The organism is Streptomyces sp. NPDC041968 (genome assembly GCF_055589025.1).
On the sequence record NZ_JBVJCB010000007.1, the window covers coordinates 416,496 to 437,503 of the forward strand.

The following is a 21,008-nucleotide window of genomic DNA, read 5'->3' on the forward strand; positions in this document are numbered from 1 at the left end:
TTCGGCCCCCCTCCCCGGGCGCCTGGGCAGCCGCTGCGCCGATTCGGCGAAGCGCTCTCAGCATAGTGATGCCGACGTGTGTTTCGGAACGATTCTGTCGGTTGTTCGGTGAAGAGCGTACGGAACAGACCTAAATTCCGAATCGCGCAGGTCCTCGTTAATGCAGGGGCAAGGCGCCGTTTTCCGACCGGACACTCACCGCCCGAATCCGCCGGAGTGGGAGCGGGTGACCCGCCACCGAAGCGCCACCGACGCCGGCCCCGCACCACTGCGCGGTGGACGGCCGGTTCGTAGCATGAGGTCATGACCGGCCCCGTCCCCGACGTGATGCGGGCGGCGTACATCGACTCCGTCGGCCCCCCGGACCACATCCGTCACGGAGAGCTTCCCGTGCCGCCCACGGGGCCCACGGACGTGCTCGTGCGTGTCGAGTCCGTGGCGGTGAACCCCGTGGACACGTTCGTGCGCTCCGGCGCGTACGCCACGCCGCTGCCGTTCCCCTTCGTCGTCGGCCGGGACCTGGTGGGCGAGGTCGCCCTGGCGGGACCCGGCGCCGGGGGCTTCGTGCCCGGGCAGCGGGTGTGGTGCGACAGCCTGGGGCACGAGGGACGCCAAGGAGCCTGCGCCCAGTACGCGACGGTCTCCGCCGAACGGCTCTACGCGGCGCCGTCCGACCTCGCCGGGGAGGACCTCGTGGCCGCGGCGCACCCGGCGGCGTCGGCCCATCTCGCCCTGTTCCGGCACGGTCGGCTGAGGGCGGGGGAGACCGTCTACGTCGGCGGCGGCGCCGGGAACGTGGGGAGCGCCGCCGTGGCGCTGGCGGCCCGGGCCGGGGCCCGCGTGGTCGCCACCGCGCGCGCCGAGGACGCCGAGGCGGTGCTGGGCCTCGGCGCCGCCGAGATCCTCGACCACCGGTCGCCCGACCTGGCCGAGAAGGTGCGCCGCGCCGCTCCGGACGGGTACGACGTGCACCTGGACACGTCCGGGCGCGGGGTGCTCGCCGACGCCGTGGACGTGCTGGCCCGAGGCGGACGCCTGGTCGCGATGGTCGGACTGGGCCGGGGCGCCGCCGCGCTGCCGCTGGGCCGGCTCTACACCAAGGACGCCGCCATCGCGGGCTTCGCCATCAGCAACGCCACGACGGCGGACCTCGCCGACGCGGCGCAGGGCGTCGTGGGCCTCCTGCGGGACACGCCGTGGCGTCCGCGCATCAGCAATCGACTGCCGCTGGCGATGACGGCGGAGGCCCACCGCAGGCTGGAGGCGGGCGAGGTCCGGGGCCGCCTGCTCCTCACCCCCTCCTGATCGTCCTGCGGGGGGCGATCCCGGTCCGTTCCGGCGGGGAGCCCGGCACGGGGGACGCGGACCGCGCGCCTCACGCTTCTTCCGCGCTCCCCGCCCCCCGAGTGCGCGGTGGGCTTGCAGTGGTGCTCGTCGATCCGCTCGTAGGGGCTGTCCGGGGTCGCTGCGCTGGTGTGCAACGGGCTGCTCCTGGAACGGCGACGGTGGCGAGGCGTCCCCCGGACGGCGGGGCCCGGGCCGCGCCCAGGACGGATCCGCGGCGGACGGCCGGATCGACGCCCCCGAACCGGGGACCCGGACCTTCGCCCGGCCGTCGCACGGCGGTCGGCGGTCCGCGGCCGAGTGGTGGAACCCCGGCACCGGGTCCACGCTGGTGCACAGCCTAAGGAGCGCGCATGATGAGCAACGGGCACGGCCGGGAACCGGACGTCCTCGTGGTCGGGGGCGGTCTCGCCGGGCTGGCCTGCGCCTTCGACCTCAGCCGTGCCAACCTGCACGTGACGGTCCACGAGGCCTCCGACGAGGTCGGCGGACGGATGCGCACGGACCGCCGGGACGGCTTCCTCCTGGACCGCGGCTTCCAGGTCTTCAACACCGCCTATCCGCAGGTACGGCGCCGGCTGCCGCTGCGCAGACTCGGACTGCGGCCGTTCACCCCGGGGGTGCTGGCCCACACGCCGTCCGGCGTCGTCCGGCTCACCGACCCGACCCGCCGCCCGCGCGAGGCCGGCCGGCTGCTGCCGGGCCGGGCCCTGGGGGCCAGGGACCTGGCCGCCCTGACCGGCCTCACCGCCAGGGACGTGGTGGCCCCGGCCGCCCTGCTGAAGCGCGGCCGCGACCGCACCACCGCCGAGGCCCTGGCGCGCAGCGGACTGTCCCGCGAGGCGGTGGACCACCTGCTGCGTCCCTTCCTGGCGGGGGTGTTCCTGGAGCCGGAGCTGGAGACGTCGGCCCGCTTCTTCCACCTCGTGTGGCGCAGCACGGCCCGCGGCACGCTCTGCCTGCCGGCCCGCGGGATCGGCAGCGTGCCGCGGCTGCTGGCCGCCCGGCTCCCCGAGGGCACCGTGCGACTCGAGTCACCCGTACGGAGCCTCACCGACCGGGGCGCGGTCCTCCAGGACGGCACCGAGCTGCGGGCCGGCGCCGTGGTCGTGGCCACCGACGCGGCGACGGCGGCCCGGCTGCTGCCGGGACTCGACGTACCGCCAGGCCGGACCGTCACCACCTACTACCACGCCACCGACCGCTCACCGCTGTCGGAGCCGATCCTCGTGGTCGACAGCACGCTGGCCGTCCTGAACACCTGCGTGCTGACCGAGGTCAGCCCCACCTACGCGCCGCCGGGCACCGCCCTGGTGTCCACGTCGGTCCTGGGCGCGGACGCGCCGGGCCGGGAGGACGGCGTCCGGCGGCGGCTGGCACAGCTGTACGAGACGGACACGGCCGACTGGCGGTCGGTCGCCACGTACACCGTCGAGGGCGCGCTCCCCGTCATGCGTCCCCCGTGGCCGTTGAGCCGCACCACACGCTGGTCCGAGGGCCGCTACGTCTGCGGCGACCACCGGGCCACCGGATCGGTCCAGGGCGCGCTGGCCTCCGGCAGCCGGGCGGCGCGGGACGTCCTGGCGGACCTGTGGGCGCGACCGCATCCGACGGACGCGCTTCCCGCGAACACCGGGAGGGACGGCGTACCGCCGTGACCCGCCCTCCCGTCCCCGCGACGAGCGGCGAGCCAGGCGCCGGACACGACCGGCGAGCCCCCGCCGTCCGGATCGACCGACGTACGAAGGAGCACGACATGGCGAAGAACCGCGACAAGGGCGACCACCTGAAGAAGGGCGACGAGGTCAGCTGGAGCACCCACGGCACCACGACCGAGGGCGAGGTCGAGAAGAAGATCACCGAGCGGACCGAGGCCGCGGGCCGCACGGTGGACGCCTCCCCCGACGACCCGCAGTACGAGGTCCGCAGTGACAAGTCCGGGAAGTCCGCGGTGCACAAGCCGTCCTCGTTGAAGAAGAAGTGAGGCGGCCGTGGACGCCGAGGAGCAGAAGGAGACCTGGGACGGCTTCCAGGAGCTGGTGAACATGAAGCCGGCCGACCTGGAGAAATGGCTGGAGTCCGACCGGTCCAGGGACGTGGGACAGCACCAGGACGGGGGAGAGTCCACCGGTCACGCGTCCGGCCGCCGGATCGTGGAGATCCAGCGGACGAAGAAGGGCGACCTCACGGAGGACGACTACCGCCACATGCGCAAGGTCGTCGGCTACATCCGCCGGCACCTGGCCCAGCGCCCCTCGGGCGACGTCCAGGACACCAAGTGGCGGTACTCGCTCATGAACTGGGGCCACGACCCACTGGCCTGACGGCGCGCCCACGCGCCTCGCCCCCCTTCGAGGCCCCGCACGGCGCCAGGCCCGCACAGCACCAGCGCATCGACGGAAGGAACCTGCGGCACATGGACGAACAGGACGCGCACCAGCGCCCGGAAGGTCTCGACGACGACACGGTGGCGGCCCTCGGATCACTGTCCAAGGCCCTGGAGACGACCGAGCGTGCCCGCGGGCACCTGTTCTCCTTCCACCAGCTCACCGGCACGGCGGACCTCGAACTGGACCGCGCGGTGGAACTGCTGCGCAAGGCGGGCCACCCGGAGTGGGCGGAGCGGGTCGAGCGGGAGATCCTGGGGCGCAACGTCATCCCGGGCCACTGGACGTTCCAGATCGTGGAGGCCTACGACCGGACGTACTACCAGGCGTTCAAAAACCTGGAGCGCGAGGCGGTGGAGCGGCTCGCGGACGGTCGCGACCACCTGTTCGAGGCGGAGATGAAGGAGACCCGCCGGACCCGGGGCCACCCGGACCACACGGCTCGCCCCGACAGCCCCGGCACCCGGCGGCCGAACGCCCCCTTCGCCTGACGGCAGTGGTCTGCGGGTCCCGGCGGTGGACGCGCGGCCGCACACGACGGGCCTTCTATACGCTGATCACGTGTCGACAGCGAACCAGCGCGGACAGCACGCGCACGAACGGGGGACCCGGACCGGGCCTGAGGCGGGCGACCTGCAGGAACTCGCCGCGCGGATGCGGCGGATGAACGGCGAGATCAACCGCCTCGTGCACGGTTTCGCCGGCACCCACGGTCTGCACGCCACCGACGTGCAGGCGCTCGCGGCGATCCTGGACGCCGAGGAGCCCATGACGCCGGGCCGGCTCCGCGAGCACCTCGGGCTCACCTCGGGAGCGGTCACGGCCTGCGTGGACCGGCTGGAGCGCGCGGGGCACGTGCGCCGGGTCCGGGAGGCCGCCGACCGTCGCGTGGTCCATCTGCACTACGTGCCCGAGGCGCGCGCGGCGGCCCGGAGCTACTTCCGTCCGCTGGCCGGCGCGGCAGCCGCCGCCTGCACCCGCTTCGACGAGGGGGAGCTGGCGGTCGTGCTCCGCTTCATGGCGGCGATGAACGAGGAGCTGGGGCTCGTCCGGACGGACGAGCGCTGATTCCCGCACGCGTGGTGCATCCGGGGGAGGGGCGCGGGCAGTAGTAGGCGTGTCACGAGGACCCAAGTAATTCAATCATTGAGATTGTTTATGATCGAGTCACTTTTCCGCGCCTCTGAGCTCCAGGAGACCTGAACACCGATGTCCATCCCCTCCCGACGCGCCCGCTGGCTCGTCCCCGTCGTCCTGCTCCTGGCCTGGCTCGGCATCGGGGGTGCGCTCGGACCGTACGCGGGGAAGCTCGGCGAGGTCGCCACCAACGACCAGGCCGCCTTCCTGCCCCGCAGCGCCGAGTCCACCCGGGTGATCGACGAGCAGGAGGCCTTCCAGCAGGACGAGACCCTTCCCGTGATCGTGGTGTGGACCGCGGACGGCGGCGGCGCCGTCACCGGCCACCGGGCCGAGGCCACCCGGTCGGTGGCCGGCCTGGAGGGGGAGCCCGGCGTCGCCGGCCCCGTGACACCCGCCCTGCCGTCCGAGGACGGCGAGGCACTGCAGGCCGTCGTCCAGGTCGAGCCCGACCTCGGTGACCGCCTGCCCGACGTGCTGGAACGCATCGGCGCGGCCGCCGACCGGGTCCCGGACACCCGGGCGCAACTGGCCGGCCCGGCGGCCTCCCAGGCAGACCTCTCCGACGCGTTCTCGGGCATCGACGGACTGCTGCTCGGCGTCGCGCTGATCACGGTGCTGGTGATCCTGCTGCTCGTCTACCGCAGCGTCCTGCTGCCCCTGGTCATCATCCTGGGCGCCGTCTTCGCGCTGGGGCTGGCCTGCGCGATCGTCTACGCGCTCGCCGACCGCGGCGTCGTACGCGTCGACGGGCAGGTCCAGGGCATCCTCTCCATCCTCGTCATCGGCGCCGCCACCGACTACGCGCTGCTGGTCACCGCCCGCTTCCGCGAGGAACTGGCCCTGCACCCCGACCGCTTCGGCGCCGTGCGCGCCGCCCTGCGCGCCTCCTGGGGGGCCGTCGTCGCCAGCGCGGGAACCGTCGCCCTGGGCCTGCTCGCGCTGCTGCTCAGCGACCTGACCAACAACCGCGCGCTCGGACCCGTCGGCGCCATCGGCATCGTCTGCGCCGTGCTGAGCACCCTCACCTTCCTGCCCGCCGTCCTGGTCCTGCTCGGCCGGGCCGCCTACTGGCCGGCCAAGCCCGTCCGGGCCGGCGACCCGGAGGCCGGGCACCGCCTGTGGCACCGCATCGCCGCCCTGGTCGACCGGGCGCCCCGACGGGTGTGGGCCGTCTCGCTGGCCGCGCTGATCGCCTGCGCCGCCTTCGCGCCGGGCCTCTCGTCCAAGGGCGTCCCGCTGGACGAGATCTTCGTCAACGACACGCCCTCCGTCGCCGCCCAGCAGACCCTGGCCCGGCACTTCCCGGGCGGTTCCGGCAACCCCGCCGTCGTCATCGCGGACGCCGACCGGCTCGATCCCGTCCTCGCGGCGGCCCGCGACACCCGCGGCATCGCCTCCGCGGACGCGGTGACCGCCTCCGGCCGGCCCGGCGGCGCGGACCCCAAGGTGGTCGACGGGCGGGTGCGGATCGACGCCACGCTCCAGGCACCGGCGGACAGCGACGCCGCCAAGGACACGGTGGCCCGGCTCAGGTCCGCCGTCCACGACGTGCCCGGGGCCGACGCCCTGGTCGGCGGCTACACCGCCCAGCAGTACGACACCCAGCGCACCGCCGCACACGACCGCACGCTCATCGTGCCCGTGGTCCTCGGCATCATCCTGGTCATCCTGATCGCCCTGCTGCGCTCCCTGCTGATGCCGGTGCTGCTGGTGGCCACGGTGGCGCTGAACTTCCTCGCCACCCTGGGCGTCTCGGCTCTCGTCTTCACCCATGTGTTCGGCTTCAGCGGCACCGACGCCTCCGTGCCCCTGTACGGGTTCGTGTTCCTGGTCGCCCTCGGCGTGGACTACAACATCTTCCTGATGTCCCGGGTACGGCAGGAGGCGCTCCAGCACGGCGTGCGGGAGGGCATCCTGCGGGGCCTGACCGCCACCGGCGGAGTGATCACCTCGGCCGGTGTCGTCCTCGCCGCCACCTTCGCCGCGCTCGGGGTGATCCCGCTGGCGTTCCTCGTGCAGATCGCCTTCATCGTGGCCTTCGGCGTCCTGCTGGACACGCTGGTGGTGCGTTCGCTGCTGGTTCCGGCGCTCGCCCGCGACATCGGCGCCGTCGCGTGGTGGCCCGGCCGTCTCTCCCGGGAGGAGCCGGGCGAGCGGTCCGGCACGCCGGCCGACCGCCCCACCGACGGCGGCTGACCCGGACTCAGCCGCGTCGGGCGTCCGCCCCGGCCGGTGCGAGGGGGCGCACCGTGCCGAGGCAGCGCCGTACGGCGATCTCGATGACGACCCGCTCCGGGTTCGCCCGGGGCTGCCGGTAGCGGTCCGCGTACCGGGCCTCCGCGTCGCGGACCGACTCGGCGTCGTCCCGCACGGTGGCGACGCCCTCCAGGGTGGACCAGCGCCTGCCGTCCACCTGGCCCACGGCGACGACGGGACGCCCCGCCCGCTCGACGTTGCGGACCTTCGCGGTGCCCCGGCTCGTGATGACCCGCGCCGTACGGGTGGTGTGGTCGTACGTCACCCCGACCGGGACCAGGTGCGGGCTCCCGTCGGCGCGCGGCGTCGACAGGAAGCACACCCGGCGCTCCCGCCAGAACTCCACGAACTCCGCGTCCGCCTCGTGCAGTTCCTCGGTGTTCATCGCATCTCCTCACGTGGGGTGCCGCGGCGCCCGGAGGTGGTGGCGCCGGGGCCGGCCCGACCAGTGTGCGCGACCGGGGTGGCACCGGCGGCGCGCACCCCCCCGATGGCCGGGGGACCGGGCCGCGCAAGGGCCGGGTCAGCCACCGGCACATCTGACGGGAAAGGGCGGAAGGATCCGGCCGGCGCGTGACAGGAGGCCGCCCGGAGGGAAGCCGTGTCCCGAAGGTCCGCGCACGCCGACGGGACGGAGTACAGGCGATGGCCAGCACGACAGGGGAGACCCGAGCGGCCGCGACGGCGCCGAACAGCATCAGGCTGCCCGGCATCGTCCTCGGGGTCGGACTCGGGGGCTTCGTCGACGGCATCCTCCTCCACCAGCTCCTCCAGTGGCACCACATGCTCACCAGCACCAACCACGACCGCATCGGAGTGAAGTACTACAACCCGCACACCGTCTCCGGGCTGGAGATGAACACCGTGTGGGACGGCGTCTTCCACACGGTGTGCTGGCTCTCGGTCCTGCTGGGGCTGGCCCTCCTGTACTCCCGGGTCACCCACCACCGGCGGGCGGTGTGGGCCTCCCGGGTGCTGTGGGGCTGGATCCTCGTCGGGTGGGGCCTGTTCAACCTGGTCGAGGGCGTGCTGGACCACCACGTCCTGGGCATCCACCACGTCCACGGCGGCCCCCACCAGGCATGGTGGGACGCCGGGTTCCTGGTCCTCGGCGCCCTGCTCGTGGCCGGCGGGCATCTGCTCCAGCGCGGCGGACAGCCCTTCGACCCCGAGGCTCCGCGCCGCACGGAGGGCCGCGCCTGATGGACGACTCGCCCCTCGGCTCGTCCCTCGGCTCACCCCACGCCCCGCACGACGGCGTCCACCCCGCGCACCCCGCGCACCACGACGACCCGGGCACCGCGGGCGGCCTCCTGGAGGCGGCGCCGACCGTGCTCGTCCTCGCCCTCGTCCTGGTCGCGGCCGCCGGGTACCTGCTGGCCGTCCGCCGGGCCCGGCACCGCAACCCCGCCCGGGGCTGGAGCGCCTGGCGGACGGCGTCGTTCCTCGGCGGGCTGGCGGTGGTGGCCGTCGCCCTGCTGCCCCCGCTGGGGCCGGCCGCACACACCGACTTCCGGGGGCACATGGCCCAGCACATGCTCATCGGCATGTACGCCCCGCCGGCCCTGGTGCTGGCCGCCCCGGTCACCCTGGCGCTCCGCGCCCTGTCACCGGCCGGTGCCCGCCGGATCACCTCGCTGCTGCACAGCCGCCCCGCACGCCTGGTCGCCCACCCCGCCGCCGCGCTCGTACTGAGCACCGGCACCCTCGGCCTGCTGTACTTCACCCCGCTGTACGAGGCGGCGATGGGCCACCCCGCGGGGCACTGGCTGATGAACGCCCACTTCCTGGCCTCCGGATGCCTCTTCGCGTACGCCGTCGCCGGCCCCGACCCGGCTCCCGGTCGCCCCGGCGTACCGGCCCGGCTGGTGTACCTGGGCGTCGCTATCGCCGCCCACGCCCTCATCGCCCAGGCGATGTACGGCGGGCTCTTCGTCCACGTCCGCGCACCTGTCGACCAGGTGCGGCAGGCGGCGGAGATCATGTACTACGCGGGAGACCTCGCCGAACTCCTGCTGGCCGCGGCGCTGGTGGCCACCTGGCGGCCCGAGCGCGGGCGCCGTCGCGGGCGGCCGGTCCGCGGATCCGTGCGCGGCGGCCCCGGCTCAGGCGGCGTCGCGGTCGGCCGACCGGCGTCCGGCCGCCCCGTGTCCGGCCGACCGGCGTCCGGCTGACCGGTGCGCGGCGGCCTGCTGCCCGGCCGGCCCGGAACGCCTGGCCGCGGGGCCGCCGGCTCCGCCCCCGGGGATCAGTCGCAGATGGCGGCGCCGGGCGTGCCGGGCGGTCGAGTCCGGATCACCGAAGAGCCGGTCCTCCAGGCAGGTCATGGTGTACAGCAGCAGCCCCAGGCCGGGCAGCAGCAGGACGGCGACGACAACCACGCCGGGGCCCCCTCCGGTGGACGACTCCTCCCGGCTGCCCGGCCCGGCGCCGGTGATGGCCGGTCCCGAGTGAAGATGCCGCAACCATCAGGCAAACGCACTGAACCCACCCAAAGGCATATGAGCAGACATCATCTGACTGATCGGGGCGAATCCGGTCAGGCGCCATGCTCGCACCGTCCCTGGGTAGGCGGGGCCGACGGCAGACACGTCATCCCCGAGGAACGGAGCACCTGAGTCGATGTCGCACACCTCACCGCCCACCGGCACGACCGAGAACGCGCAGTCGGCGGCCTCGTGGTCGCACTGGTTCGGCGACCACACGGCGGCACTGGTCGGGATACCCCTGCGCATCGCGCTCATCGTCGTCATCCTGCTGGTGGTGCGCGCACTGGCCAAGCGGGCCATCACCCGGGTCGTCCAGCGGGTGCTGGAGCCTCCGGCGGGCGAGCCCGAACGCAGCCGCCCCCGGCGCTCCGGCCGCGGCGCCGCCGTACTGCACCGCGACCGGTCCCGGGCGCGGCAGCGGCGCGAACAACGGGCCCGCACGATCGGCTCGGTGCTCAGCAGCGCCGTGACCATCGTGCTGTTCATGGTCGGCGTGGCCATGGTGCTCGACCAGGTCGGCATCGCGCTCGGCCCGCTCCTGGCCAGTGCCGGGGTGGTCGGTCTGGCGATCGGCTTCGGCGCGCAGAGCCTGGTCGCCGACTACCTGTCCGGCCTGCTCATCATGATCGAGGACCAGTACGGCGTCGGTGACTCGGTCGACCTCGGCGAGGCCGTCGGAGAGGTCGAACAGGTGGGCCTGCGCCTGACCCACGTGCGCGACCTCAACGGCGGACTGTGGCACATCCGCAACGGCGAGATCATGCGGGTCCGCAACGACAGCCAGGAGTGGGCGCGCGCGGTCCTGGACGTCGCGGTGACCTACGACGCCGACCTGGACACGGTCTACCGCGTGCTGGAGGAGGCCGGCCGGACCCTGAGCGAGGACCCCGACTTCGCCGACCTCCTGCTCGAGGACGTCTCGGTGTGGGGCGTGCAGGCGCTGGACGCCGACGGGGTCACGGTGCGCGTCGCGGTGCGGACCGTGCCGCTTCAGCGGTGGGCCGTCACCCGTGAACTGCGGCGCCGCGTCAAGGACGCCCTCGACGCGGCCGGGATCGACATCCCCTTCGCGCGGGCGGTGTGGATGCGCGGTGACGCGGCGGAGGCCGACGCCTAGGCCCGCCGAGCGGACGGACCGCCCGAACCGGTCGTCGTCGCCGCGCTGGACGACGTAGCCGGCCGCGTGGCCACCGAAGCGGACCGCGGCGCGGGGTCGAGGGCCCCTGAGCGCGTTGGCCTGCCTCGTGGGCGGGCCGCCGGCCCGGTGTGCGGGTTTGCCGGACCGGCAAAGTTCTTTGTCGTCCGGGCCCCACCGGGGGCAGCCTGCACCCAGGGCGCGCGGGTCGCCGCGTGTCCGCCGAGCACCGTTCCGTCCGTCTCCGGGAGGCACCATGACCGACCCGTCCGCGCAGGCTTCCGCCACCGACTTCTGGGAGGCCCGCTACCGTGACGCCGACCGCGTCTGGAGCGGCCGTCCCAACGATCTGCTGGTCCGCGAGGCGAGCGGCCTCGCCCCCGGCACCGCGCTGGACCTCGGCTGCGGCGAGGGGGCGGACGCCGTGTGGCTGGCCGCACGCGGCTGGCGGGTCACCGGTGTGGACATCTCCGGCACCGCGTTGGAGCGCGCCGCCGGCCACGCCGCCGACGCCGGGGTGGGCGACCGGGTCGCCTGGGAACGCCACGAACTGGGCCGGTCCTTCCCCGACGGGTCCTTCGACCTGGTGAGCGCCCACTACCTGCAGTCCCCGGTGCCGCTCGACCAGCGGACCGTCCTGCGCGACGCGGCACGGGCCGTGGCCGACGGCGGCACCCTGCTGCTGGTCCTGCACGCGGGCTGGCCCTCCTGGCAGACCGAACCGCCCTTCGACGCGGTCTTCCCCACCCTGGACGGCGTCCTCGCCGAACTCGCCCTGCCGGACGGCGAGTGGACCGTCGACACCAAGGAGACCGTCCGCCGGCCGAGCGTCTCCCCCGAGGGCGTCGAGGGCCACCGCGACGACCACGTGTGGCGTCTGCGGAGGGTGTGAGCCCCCGCCCCGCGCAGCGCTGTCCCGGGCCGGTTCCCGCAGGCCGCCCCGGGTACCCAGGCCGCGGGCGTGACCGGCACCGGTGCGCCCGGACAGGAACCGGGGAGCGAGGGAGCCGCCATGGGTGAGCAGAGTCGGTCGGAGGCCGAAGGGCGGGCGGCGCGCCTGCGCCGTACCGCCGCCGAGGTGTACGGCTGGGACAGCCTCCTGCCCGAGCAACTGGAGGCCATGGAGGCGGTGCTGGGCGGCCGGGACGCCCTGGTCGTCATGCCGACCGGCTCCGGCAAGTCGGCGGTCTACCAGGTCCCCGGCGTCCTGCTGTCCGGACCGGTGGTGGTCGTCTCCCCGCTGCTCGCCCTCCAGCGGGACCAGATCGCCGGGCTGCCCGAGGGGGCCCGCGCCCCGGGTGCCGTGGCGGTGAACTCCGACCTCAGCGCGGCCCGGACCGAGGCCGCCTGGGACGCGGTGCGGCGGGGCGAGGCCCGGTTCCTGTACCTGTCGCCGGAGCAACTGGCCAAGGACGAGGTGCTGGAACGGCTGGCCGATGCCCGGCCCGCCCTCTTCGTGGTGGACGAGGCCCAGTGCGTCGCCTCCTGGGGCCACGACTTCCGCCCCGACTACCTCCGCCTCGGACAGGCCGCCCGGCGCGTGGGCCGGCCCCCGGTGCTCGCCCTCACCGCGACGGCGGCCCCGCCCGTGCGCCGGGAGATCACCGAACGGCTCGGCATGGACCGGCCCCGGGTGACGGTGACGAGCTTCGACCGCCCGAACATCCGGCTGGAGGTCCAGCGCTTCCGCGACGAGGACGACCGGCGCCGCGCGCTCGTCGAACGGGCCGCCGCCGAACCGAAACCCGGCATCGTCTACGCGGCCACCCGCAAGGACGCCGAGTACTTCGCCGAGGAGCTGTCCGCCCTCGGGCTGGCCGCCGAGGCCTACCACGCGGGACTGCGCGCGGCCGAACGCACCCGTGTCCACGACGCGTTCCTCGCCGGGGACGCCGACGTGGTCGTGGCCACCTCCGCGTTCGGGATGGGCATCGACAAGGAGGACGTACGGTTCGTGCTGCACGCCTCGCTGCCGGGCTCGCCGGACGCGTACTACCAGGAGATCGGCCGTTGCGGCCGGGACGGCGATCCGGCGCTCGCCGTACTCCACTACCGGCCCGAGGACACCGGCATGCAGACGTACTTCGCCGGCCGCACCCCCGGCCGCGGCGTGCTGTCCGAGGTCGCCGACGCCGTCCACGACCACGGAACCGACCCGGCGGACCTGGACGAACTGCGCCGGGACACCGGGATGTCGCGCAACCGCGTCACCGCCGCGGTGAACCTGCTGGAGGAGTCCGGGGCCGTCGCCACCGGCGAGGACGGCGGGGTCCGGCCGGACCCCGGCACGCCGCCCGAGGCGGCGGCCGACCTGGCCGAGGACGCGGCCGACGCCCATCGGCGGACCGACCGGACCCGCGTCGCGATGGCCCGCGCGTACGCCGAGACCACCGGCTGCAGACGCCGGTTCCTGCTCGGCTACTTCGGTGAGGAGTACGAGCCTCCGTGCGGCGCCTGCGACGTCTGCGAGGCACGGGAGGGCGGGGCTCAGGAGAAGGGGTCACAGGAGAACGGGTCTCAGGGGAACGGGCCCCGGGAGGGCGGGGCGCCGGCGACGCCCGCCGGCGCCTATCCGGTGGGTACGCGGGTGCGGCACGCCGAGTGGGGCGAGGGGACGGTGCTGAGCGAGGACGGGGACCGCATCACCGTCCTGTTCGACCGGGCCGGCTACCGCACGCTGTCCCTGGAGGCCCTGGCCGGCCGGGAGGACCTGCTCACCGTCGCACCGGAGGAGGGCGGGGGCGAGGGCTGACCCCCCCCGCATCCTGCATGTCCGTTTTGTTGAAGAAGTTATCTTCTGAGAATTTTGAGAAGAGAGGCATGCTTTGTGGCTCACCGGACACCTGTGGTGTGAAGGCCCTTCGGCTACCAGAGGGAGATGGAGAAATGACTTCCAAGGACAAGGTGCTCGAGGAACTCACCCGCACCGAGAACATCGACATCGAAGCGGCACTCGACCCCGCCGAGCCTGACGGAGTCTTCCGTGACAGCCGCGAGTGCGCCGCGCTCGCCCTCCAGTCCGGAGGAACCAGTCTGCTGCTCTCGCCGCCGACCCCGCGCCCGAAGAAGGGCTGACGGATCGACGGGAGTGACAACATGGAGCAGTCGAGCACATCAGCCCTCCTAGAGGGCACGGTGCTGGACCTCGCTTCCGACGTGGTCTCCGCTCTTCGGAGCGGAGACCACGTGCGAGCGGGGGGCATCACCTCGGCGGGAGGCGGCGCGGGTGACGGCGTGGCGCGTGCGGCGATGCGCGTGCTGGGTGCCGACACGCTGCTGCCCACCGCCCTGCTGCGCGTTCCGCCCGACCCGGGGCAACTGGCCGTGTTCAAGGACGCCGTGGCGTCCCATCCGCCGCGCGACGACGCGGCCCCCGCCGTGGTGTGGAGCCACTGGGCCATGGCCCGGGCCCTGTGCCGGATCGAACAGCCCCTGGACGACCCGCTCGCCGGCGACCCAGGCGCGGAGCCCGACGCCGGCTGGCTCGACGGAGCGAGCTGGCAGGTCCTGACCCATCAGCTCGCCGTCCTCGCGCCGCTCGCGCTGCCCGGCGAGGAGTGCGCGGTGACCCGTGCGGCCCGCGACCGGCCGGTGGACGTCGCCCGCGGCTTCGTACGGGCGGTCCGCCGCCGCGACTGGCGGCAGGCGGCCGGAGCCGGCCGCTGGCTCTCCCTGCTGGACGGGGTGCCCGACACCCTCGGCCTGGAGACCGGACTGGACTTCGTACGGCTGATGGGCGGCGGCGACCCCCGGGTGGCCCTCCAGCTCGAGGCGGCCCGGCTGATGCCCGCCGGAGTGCTCCTGTGAGCGTCCGGCGGGTGGAGGAGGCCGCCCTGGAGTGGGTGAGCGCGCACCGCGACGGGTTCGTGCTCGGAGAGGACGCGCTGGCCGCCGACGGGCAGGTGAACCGCACCTGGAAGCCGCTGGGCGAACTGGCTCAGGTCTGCGCGTCGGTGTCCGCCTGCACGGTGCCGTCGGACCCGGTCCACGCCCGCGCCTCCGAGCTGCTGGAGTTCGCCTGGCAACAGACCCGCCGCGGCGAACTGTTCCCGCTGATGCAGTCGCTGGAGCCGTTCGCCACCTACCCGCTGGAGGTGTACGCGGCCTTCGCCTCGGCGGGCCACCGGCACGCCGGTTACGAGGCGTCCGCCGCCGTGGTGGCCCGGACCCGCGGCTGGCGGCTGACCGAGCAGTACCCCACCCGTCGGCTGGGGGTCGTCGAGGCGGAGCGGCGCAGCGGTCTGCGCCCGCACGGCCCGGTGCCACAGGCCCTGAGCCGCACCTGGCTGGGCGGCCTGCCGGAACCGTGGACCTTCGAACGTGCGAGCGGCTACGCGCTGACCCACGTCGTCTTCCACCTCACCGAGTGGGGCCGCACCCCCCAGGGGATGCCACCGGACCTCGCGGACTACCTGCTGCACTGGCTGCCCCCCTGGCTCGACACCTGCCTGGAGGCCCGGATGTGGGACCTGAGCTGCGAGCTGCTGGCCGTGGCGGCGAGCCTGCCGCGGCCGCCCGGACCGGCGGTGCTGGAGGACGCCTGGCAGCGCGTCGCCGAGGCGCAGCACGCGTCCGGCGCGCTCCCCGAGGAGGGCGCGACGCAGGACGCCGCGGCAGGCGGGTCCGGGGCCGGCCACGAGGACCCCTACGCCTTCACCGACTGCTACCACTCCACCCTGATGGCCGTGTTCGCGGCTGCCCTCACCACCGCACGGCTCAGGGACGTGGACCACGCCGGACAAGGAGTGCCCAGATGACGGACACCCGCCTGATCCACCGCGTCGGAGCCGACGCCCTGGAGTGGCTCTGGGCCCACCGCGACGGCTTCCGGCTGGAGCCGGACGTGGACCCCGAGATCGGCTTCCTGGAACGCTTCAAGCCGATCGGTGAACTCGCCCTCATCTGCAAGGTGCTCTTCCGTGAGGGCGTCGCCGGGTCCCGGCAGGCGCAACTGGCCCGGCAGCTGCTCGACCACGTCTGGCGGGACACCCTGGACGGCGGCCGCATGCTGGTGCGCGGGCAGCGCATCGAGCCCTTCTCGCCCGTCCCCTTCGAGGTGTACCTGCCGTTCAAGGAACTGGGGTACAGCCAGCCCGACGTGGAGCGGGCCGCGGTGCTCAACCACCGGCTGGACAGCTGGGCACGGTTCCCGATGACGGCGACCCGGCGCCTGGGCCTGTCCGCCTTCCAGCGCCGCTTCGGCCTGGCGGCCCGGCCCCCCGAGGCCGACCTGGTGGGCACCACCTGGCTGGCCGGCACCCCCGAACCGTGGACCGTCGAGGGCCACACCGCCTACGACATCACCCACACCGTCTTCCACCTCACCGACTGGGGCGAGCACCCCGAGGGCCTGCCCGGCCCCGTCGCCGACTACCTCGCCACCTGGCTCCCGGTGTGGATCGACGACTGGCTGGACCTGGAACGCTGGGACCTGCTCGGGGAACTCCTCGTCGTCGACGCCTGCCTGCCCCGGCCCACCCTCGACGAACCCGCCTGGCAGGGCTTCGCCGCGGCCCAGCAGCCCGACGGCGCCATGCCCGCCGTGCGGACGATGCCCGAGGGCGACCGCGACAGCGTGTTCGACATGATCTACCATCCGACGCTGGTCGCCGCCTTCGCCTCGGTGCTGGCCACCTCCCGCGCCCTGTCCGAGCTGGCGCACACCGCCTCATGACGGGCCGTGCCGCACCCTGGCCCGGCGACCCCGCCGACGAGGACGTCCCGGCACCGCCCCCGCGCCCGGACCTCCCGGGGCCCGGCGACGAGCGGGCGCTGCGCGAGCGGCTGGCCGAGGCCGTCGACGCCGCCGACGCACCCGACGTCGTCTTCGCCGTCTCCCGGCACGGCCGGCGCACCCTGCACAGCGGGGGCACCGCCCCGCCGCCCGCCGTCCCGCGCGAGGACCTGCGCTACGAGATCGGCTCGGCCTCCAAGACGTTCACCGGACTGCTGCTGGCCCGGCTGATCCGAGGCGGCGCGCTCACCGGCGGCGAAGCGGCGGCCGTCTGCCTCGACGCGACCCGGCCGCCCGGCCCGGACCCGGTCACGCTCGCCCACCTCGTCACCCACACCTCGGGACTGCCCGCGCTGCCCCCCGGCTTCGTCCGCCGTGCCCTCCCCGAGTGGCGCACCAACCCCTACGCCCGCTACCCGGCCGAGCGGTTGACCGCCGCGTTCCTCGACCACCGCCCGAGGCACCGCCCCGGCGCCCGCTGGCACTACTCCAACTACGGTGTCTCCGTCCTCGGCCACGCCGTCGCCGCGGCCACCGGCACGGCGTGGGAGGACCTGCTCACCGCGCACGTCCTGCGCCCGCTCGGACTGAGCGGCACGGCCCTGCACGCCGAGGGTCCCGGGACCGACGCCACCGGGCACCGCAAGGACGGCCGCACGCCCGTGCCCGCGCTGGACGCCGGCGGCTTCCAGGCGGCCGGCGCCGTCCGCTCCACCCCTCGCGACCTGCTCGCCTTCCTCGAGGCCCACCTCGATCCGGCGGGTTCACCGTTGGCGGGCGCGCTGCGGGCCGTACGCGTGCCGGTGCTCAGGCGCGGGCTCGGGCACCGGCACGTGCACACCGTGGCCTGGTTCCGGCACCCCGCCGACGGCGGACCGATGTACTTCCACAGCGGAGCCACCCTGGGCCAGCAGGCGTTCCTGGGCTTCCGGCCCGACACCGGCACGGCCCTGGCCGCACTGTGCAGCCGGCGGTTCCGCGCCCGCGACCCGTTCATCGCCACCGCGTACGCGTTCCTCATGGACGGGTGACGGGGCCACCGGGAACGGCGGGCGCGGGGCCGCCGCGTCCAGCGCCGGCCGCCGCCCGGCGGTTCACCGTCGGTCAGACACGCTGCCACAGGGCCGGCGTGCTCTCGGGCGACCAGACGCCCTGCGCCTGGTGGTTCTGCAGGCAGCGGTACCGCACGCCCGAGTGGGACACCGTGGTCCCGGTCTCGTAGACCCGGCCCGCGGCCCACGCGTCGGCCGCCGCGTTGTCCTGCGGCGCGGGCGTCCCCGCCTCGGCGGAGGTGGTCTTCAGGGTCAGACCGAAGTCGCTGAGCAGCGGGTTGATCGGCTGGTAGAACGTGGTCCCGCCGTTCGTGCAGTCACCGGAGCCGCCGGACGTGGTGCCCTGCGCCTGGGCGCCCGCGACGAACGGGCCGCCCGAGTCGCCGGGTTCCGCGCACACCGTCGTCTCGGTCAGCCCGTCGACGGTGCCCTCCGCGTAGTTGACGCTCGTGTCGTGCTGCTGGACCGTGCCGCAGTGCCACCCGGTGGTGGAACCCGAACGGCACACCGACGCGCCCACCAGCGCCTCCACCGAGCCGGCGATCTGCACCTTCTGGCCGTCCTGCGCCTTGACGTCCGGCGTGGCCGTCCAGTCCGCGCCGACGCCCACCCAGGCCATGTCCTTGCCCGGGAACGTCGACGCCTGGAAGGTGCCCTGGGCCGCCTCGTTGAAGCCGGTGGTCGTCGCGCCCGGCTTGCCGCAGTGCCCCGCCGTGGCGAAGCCCTGCTGCTGGTCCTTGGTCACGGAGAACCCGATGGAGCAGCGGGCCTGTCCGTCGATGTAGTAGGCGTCGCCGCCGACGAGGTCCTCCAGCACCCGGGGCCGGTTGGCCGAGACCCGGACACCGATGTCCTGGCTCCCGACTCCGGCGGCCTCGGCGAAGGCCGCCGCGGCCCGCTCGCTGGTGGCCTGGACCGTGACCCGGTTGGCCTTCACGTCGACGTACCAGACCGGCGTCTCGGGGGACTGCGAACCGGCCGCGGCGGCGTCGTCCAGCCGCTGCTTGACCGTCCGCAGCTCACCGAGCCCCCTGGCGACGACGGCGGCCTTGGCGCCCTGCGCCTCGATGGCGGCGGTGTCTGCGGCGTCGGTGGTGGCGACCGTCAGCTCGGCGGAGGTCGCGCCGCTCACCCAGGCGCCGGCGAAGCGGTCGCCCAGCGTGTTGCGCAGCATGCCCGCGCGGGTGCCCGCCTCGGCCTCGTTGACCAGCCGGGCCGACGCCTGGCCCGGCGTCAGTTCCAGGTCCCGCTCCATCGCGTGCAGCACCTGCGCCGACGGCCGGTCGGCGCCGAGGGTCGGCGCGGCGGAGGGCCGCGGCCCCGGGGCGGGTGGCGGCGCGGCCGAGGCGACCGAGGGAAGTGCCGTCAGGACCAGGGTGCCGAGCGCGGTCAGGGCGGCGCGGCGGCTGCGCGCGGCATGTCCGGCGACCATGCGATGTGCCTCCTTCAGGGGCTGTGCGAGACAGCGGGATCGGTGGGGGACCGTCGGTCGGGGTGCGACTGCGGCGACGTCTCAGTCCTTGCCGCGCGGACGCGCCGGGATGTCGGACCCGGCCCTCTTTCGCGCTATGGGGGACGCGGTGGGTGCCATGTGCAGTACGCGGGCGCCCGCCGGGCCGCGCTCAGGCCGGCTTCAGGCCGGGCGCGCCCGCCTCGGTGACGAAGGACGCGGTCGTGGCGACGGGGGCACCGGGCGTGCTGATGGCGGAGACGGTCCTGAAGTCGAGGCGGGTCGACAGCCGCCCGAGTTCGGCCCGGACGTAGCCGCGCCTGGCGTCGTAGTGCTTCATGTGCGGGTTGGCCTGCATGTACAGGTCCCAGTTCGCGGGCTTCTCGACGCCGTCCCGGCCACTGGCCACGGAGGTGCAGGTGACCTCGGTGCCGACGGTGGCGGAGGCCGGGTCGTCGAAGTCCTCCTTGACGTCGAGGGCGTAGCCCACGTGCACGTCGCCGGTGAGGATCAGCCAGTTCTCGACCCCCGCCGCCTTCGCCCCGGCGACGACCCGGGCGCGGGACGCGCGGTAGCCGTCCCAGGCGTCCATGGACAGCGCGGCGTCGGCGGTCACGTCGAACTTGCGCTGCGAGAAGCAGACCTGCTGGGGCATCACGTTCCACAGTGCCGACGAGCTCTGCCAGCCGTTGAGCAGCCACTGCTCCTGCGCGGCGCCGGTGATGGTGCGCGCCGGGTCGTCCGACTCGGGGCCGGGCGCGTGCGGCCGGTCGTCGTAGGCCTGGTCGGAGCGGTACTGGCGGGTGTCGAGGAGGTCGAACTGGGCGAGCGTGCCCCAGTGCAGCCGGCGGTACAGCTGGGCGTCCGGGCCCTGGGGCAGCTGGGCCGCGCGCAGCGGCTGGTTCTCCCAGAAGGCGCGGTAGGCGGCCGCCCGCCGCAGCAGGAACTCCTCCGGCGGGATGCCGTTCTCCGGGATGCTGCCCGCGTAGTTGTTCTCGGTCTCGTGATCGTCCCAGGTGACCACGAAGGGATGCGCGGCGTGGGCGGCCTTGAGGTCCTCGTCGCTCTTGTACAGCGAGTAGCGCAGCCGGTAGTCCGCGAGGGTCATGGTCTCGCGGTTGAACACGTCGGGCAGCACGATGTCGGTGTAGCGGCGCTCTCCGCCCGCCGAGTTGACCGCGTACTCGTAGAGGTAGTCGCCGAGGTGGAGGACGACGTCGACGTCGTCCTGGGCGACGTGCCGGTAGACCGTGTAGTAGCCGTCCTGGTAGGCCTGGCAGGCGACGGCCGCCAGCTTCATCGAGGAGGTCGCGCTGCTCTCCGCCGGAGCGGTGCGGGTGCGGCCCGTCGGACTGAGCCAGACGCCGGTGCGGAACCGGTAGTAGTACACCGTGCCCGGGGTCAGGCCCTGGACGTCGACGTGCACGCTGTGGGCGTACTCGGCGTGCGCCTCGGCGGTGCCCCGGAACAGGACGGCCGCGAAGTACTCGTCGAGGGCGACCTCCCACTCGACCGTGACCCGCTCCGTGCCCATCCCGCCGTCCTCCAGGAACGGCTCGGGCGCCAGCCGGGTCCACAGCAGCACCGAGCCCGGCAGCGGGTCGCCGGAGGCGACGCCGAGGGTGAACGGGTCGCTGGTGATCCGGGCCTTGCGCAGGGGGGCGGCGACCGCGCCGCGGGCCGGCAGGTTGGTGGAGAAGGCGAGCGCGGCGGCGGCCGCGGTGACGGTGAGGAAGCGCCGGCGGCCGATGTGGCGTGCGGCGGCGCCCATCACGGCGTCGTGCGGGGAGAAGGCGTGCTCGGCCAGTCGGCTGTGACGGCCCGTGGGCGCCATCTGGTGTCCTCTCGTACGGGGCGGGCGGTCCGTGGACGAGCGGCACGGGGAACCGGGTGGCCCCGGGCGGTCGCCCGACGCACGCCGGCCCGGGGTACTCGCCGTCGGGGCGGGCCGGTGTGGTGCGCCGTCCGTGCCGGGGTCCCGTCGCGCGGTGGCGTCGACCCGTGATGCGCGGACCCCGCAC

General features: G+C 74.4%; 21 protein-coding genes. 17 read left to right on the forward strand and 4 right to left on the reverse strand.

What is annotated here, in order from left to right; translation table 11 throughout:
• The first annotated feature begins 303 nt into the window (after positions 1-303).
• From ACZ6EG_RS19865 to ACZ6EG_RS19895, 7 genes are all read left to right on the forward strand, one after another.
• Positions 304-1,305, forward strand: a complete 1,002-nt coding sequence (locus ACZ6EG_RS19865; protein WP_469606136.1) for an NADPH:quinone reductase — start codon at positions 304-306, stop codon at positions 1,303-1,305.
• A 395-nt stretch (positions 1,306-1,700) separates the two neighbouring features.
• The gene (locus tag ACZ6EG_RS19870; RefSeq protein WP_469606210.1) at positions 1,701-3,002 is read left to right on the forward strand and encodes an NAD(P)/FAD-dependent oxidoreductase; all 1,302 of its coding nucleotides are present in this window, start codon (positions 1,701-1,703) and stop codon (positions 3,000-3,002) included.
• 98 nt (positions 3,003-3,100) lie between these two features.
• On the forward strand, positions 3,101-3,328 hold the full coding sequence (locus ACZ6EG_RS19875) for a hypervirulence associated TUDOR domain-containing protein (protein ID WP_391972233.1): 228 nt from the start codon (positions 3,101-3,103) through the stop codon (positions 3,326-3,328).
• Between the two features lie 7 nt (positions 3,329-3,335).
• On the forward strand, positions 3,336-3,668 hold the full coding sequence (locus tag ACZ6EG_RS19880; RefSeq protein ID WP_469606140.1) for a DUF3140 domain-containing protein: 333 nt from the start codon (positions 3,336-3,338) through the stop codon (positions 3,666-3,668).
• Between the two features lie 92 nt (positions 3,669-3,760).
• Positions 3,761-4,222 carry a hypothetical protein gene (locus ACZ6EG_RS19885; protein ID WP_469606142.1) on the forward strand — a complete coding sequence of 154 codons (462 nt, stop codon included), beginning with the start codon at positions 3,761-3,763 and terminating at the stop codon, positions 4,220-4,222.
• Positions 4,223-4,292: 70 nt separating this feature from the next.
• Positions 4,293-4,799, forward strand: a complete 507-nt coding sequence (locus ACZ6EG_RS19890; protein ID WP_391972231.1) for a MarR family winged helix-turn-helix transcriptional regulator — start codon at positions 4,293-4,295, stop codon at positions 4,797-4,799.
• 141 nt (positions 4,800-4,940) lie between these two features.
• The gene (locus ACZ6EG_RS19895) at positions 4,941-7,067 is read left to right on the forward strand and encodes an MMPL family transporter (protein WP_391972230.1); all 2,127 of its coding nucleotides are present in this window, start codon (positions 4,941-4,943) and stop codon (positions 7,065-7,067) included.
• 7 nt (positions 7,068-7,074) lie between these two features.
• Here ACZ6EG_RS19895 and ACZ6EG_RS19900 read toward each other — a convergent pair whose 3' ends face one another.
• Entirely contained in the window at positions 7,075-7,512 is a 438-nt protein-coding gene (locus tag ACZ6EG_RS19900; RefSeq protein ID WP_391972229.1) for a PPOX class F420-dependent oxidoreductase, read from the reverse strand.
• A 260-nt stretch (positions 7,513-7,772) separates the two neighbouring features.
• On the opposite strand from ACZ6EG_RS19900, the gene ACZ6EG_RS19905 reads away from it, so the two are divergent.
• Together ACZ6EG_RS19905 and ACZ6EG_RS19910 are read left to right on the forward strand one after the other, a co-directional pair.
• Positions 7,773-8,330, forward strand: coding sequence for a DUF2243 domain-containing protein (locus ACZ6EG_RS19905; protein WP_356605148.1), 558 nt, complete (start codon positions 7,773-7,775; stop codon positions 8,328-8,330).
• Positions 8,330-9,301, forward strand: a complete 972-nt coding sequence (locus ACZ6EG_RS19910; protein WP_469606148.1) for a cytochrome c oxidase assembly protein — start codon at positions 8,330-8,332, stop codon at positions 9,299-9,301. Before ACZ6EG_RS19905 ends, ACZ6EG_RS19910 begins: the two co-directional genes overlap by 1 nt.
• Here ACZ6EG_RS19910 and ACZ6EG_RS19915 read toward each other — a convergent pair.
• The gene (locus ACZ6EG_RS19915; RefSeq protein WP_391972227.1) at positions 9,233-9,508 is read right to left on the reverse strand and encodes a hypothetical protein; all 276 of its coding nucleotides are present in this window, start codon (positions 9,506-9,508) and stop codon (positions 9,233-9,235) included. The genes ACZ6EG_RS19910 and ACZ6EG_RS19915 overlap by 69 nt on opposite strands.
• A gap of 241 nt (positions 9,509-9,749) precedes the next feature.
• Between ACZ6EG_RS19915 and ACZ6EG_RS19920 the strand changes: the two genes are divergently transcribed.
• The 8 genes from ACZ6EG_RS19920 to ACZ6EG_RS19955 all read left to right on the forward strand — a co-directional run bounded on the left by ACZ6EG_RS19920 (position 9,750) and on the right by ACZ6EG_RS19955 (position 17,516).
• Entirely contained in the window at positions 9,750-10,733 is a 984-nt protein-coding gene (locus ACZ6EG_RS19920; RefSeq protein WP_469606152.1) for a mechanosensitive ion channel family protein, read from the forward strand.
• Positions 10,734-11,007: 274 nt separating this feature from the next.
• Positions 11,008-11,643 carry a class I SAM-dependent methyltransferase gene (locus tag ACZ6EG_RS19925; protein ID WP_391972225.1) on the forward strand — a complete coding sequence of 212 codons (636 nt, stop codon included), beginning with the start codon at positions 11,008-11,010 and terminating at the stop codon, positions 11,641-11,643.
• Between the two features lie 120 nt (positions 11,644-11,763).
• Positions 11,764-13,503 (forward strand): RecQ family ATP-dependent DNA helicase, encoded by a 1,740-nt coding sequence (locus ACZ6EG_RS19930; RefSeq protein WP_469606157.1) that lies wholly within the window; start codon positions 11,764-11,766, stop codon positions 13,501-13,503.
• A gap of 134 nt (positions 13,504-13,637) precedes the next feature.
• Positions 13,638-13,826 (forward strand): hypothetical protein, encoded by a 189-nt coding sequence (locus ACZ6EG_RS19935; RefSeq protein ID WP_383638070.1) that lies wholly within the window; start codon positions 13,638-13,640, stop codon positions 13,824-13,826.
• 21 nt (positions 13,827-13,847) lie between these two features.
• Positions 13,848-14,558 carry a hypothetical protein gene (locus tag ACZ6EG_RS19940; protein WP_469606161.1) on the forward strand — a complete coding sequence of 237 codons (711 nt, stop codon included), beginning with the start codon at positions 13,848-13,850 and terminating at the stop codon, positions 14,556-14,558.
• Positions 14,555-15,508, forward strand: coding sequence for a DUF6895 family protein (locus ACZ6EG_RS19945; RefSeq protein WP_391972222.1), 954 nt, complete (start codon positions 14,555-14,557; stop codon positions 15,506-15,508). Before ACZ6EG_RS19940 ends, ACZ6EG_RS19945 begins: the two co-directional genes overlap by 4 nt.
• Positions 15,505-16,425, forward strand: a complete 921-nt coding sequence (locus ACZ6EG_RS19950) for a DUF6895 family protein (protein WP_391972221.1) — start codon at positions 15,505-15,507, stop codon at positions 16,423-16,425. The genes ACZ6EG_RS19945 and ACZ6EG_RS19950 overlap by 4 nt, the downstream gene beginning before the upstream one ends.
• Positions 16,422-17,516, forward strand: a complete 1,095-nt coding sequence (locus tag ACZ6EG_RS19955) for a serine hydrolase domain-containing protein (RefSeq protein ID WP_469606166.1) — start codon at positions 16,422-16,424, stop codon at positions 17,514-17,516. Before ACZ6EG_RS19950 ends, ACZ6EG_RS19955 begins: the two co-directional genes overlap by 4 nt.
• A 73-nt stretch (positions 17,517-17,589) precedes the next feature.
• On the opposite strand, the gene ACZ6EG_RS19960 is transcribed toward ACZ6EG_RS19955, so the two are convergent.
• Both ACZ6EG_RS19960 and ACZ6EG_RS19965 read right to left on the reverse strand, forming a co-directional pair.
• Complete coding sequence (locus ACZ6EG_RS19960; RefSeq protein ID WP_391972219.1) at positions 17,590-18,969, reverse strand: carbohydrate-binding protein; 1,380 nt, start codon at positions 18,967-18,969, stop codon at positions 17,590-17,592.
• A 190-nt stretch (positions 18,970-19,159) separates the two neighbouring features.
• The gene (locus tag ACZ6EG_RS19965) at positions 19,160-20,821 is read right to left on the reverse strand and encodes an alkaline phosphatase D family protein (RefSeq protein ID WP_469606170.1); all 1,662 of its coding nucleotides are present in this window, start codon (positions 20,819-20,821) and stop codon (positions 19,160-19,162) included.
• Positions 20,822-21,008: the final 187 nt, after the last annotated feature.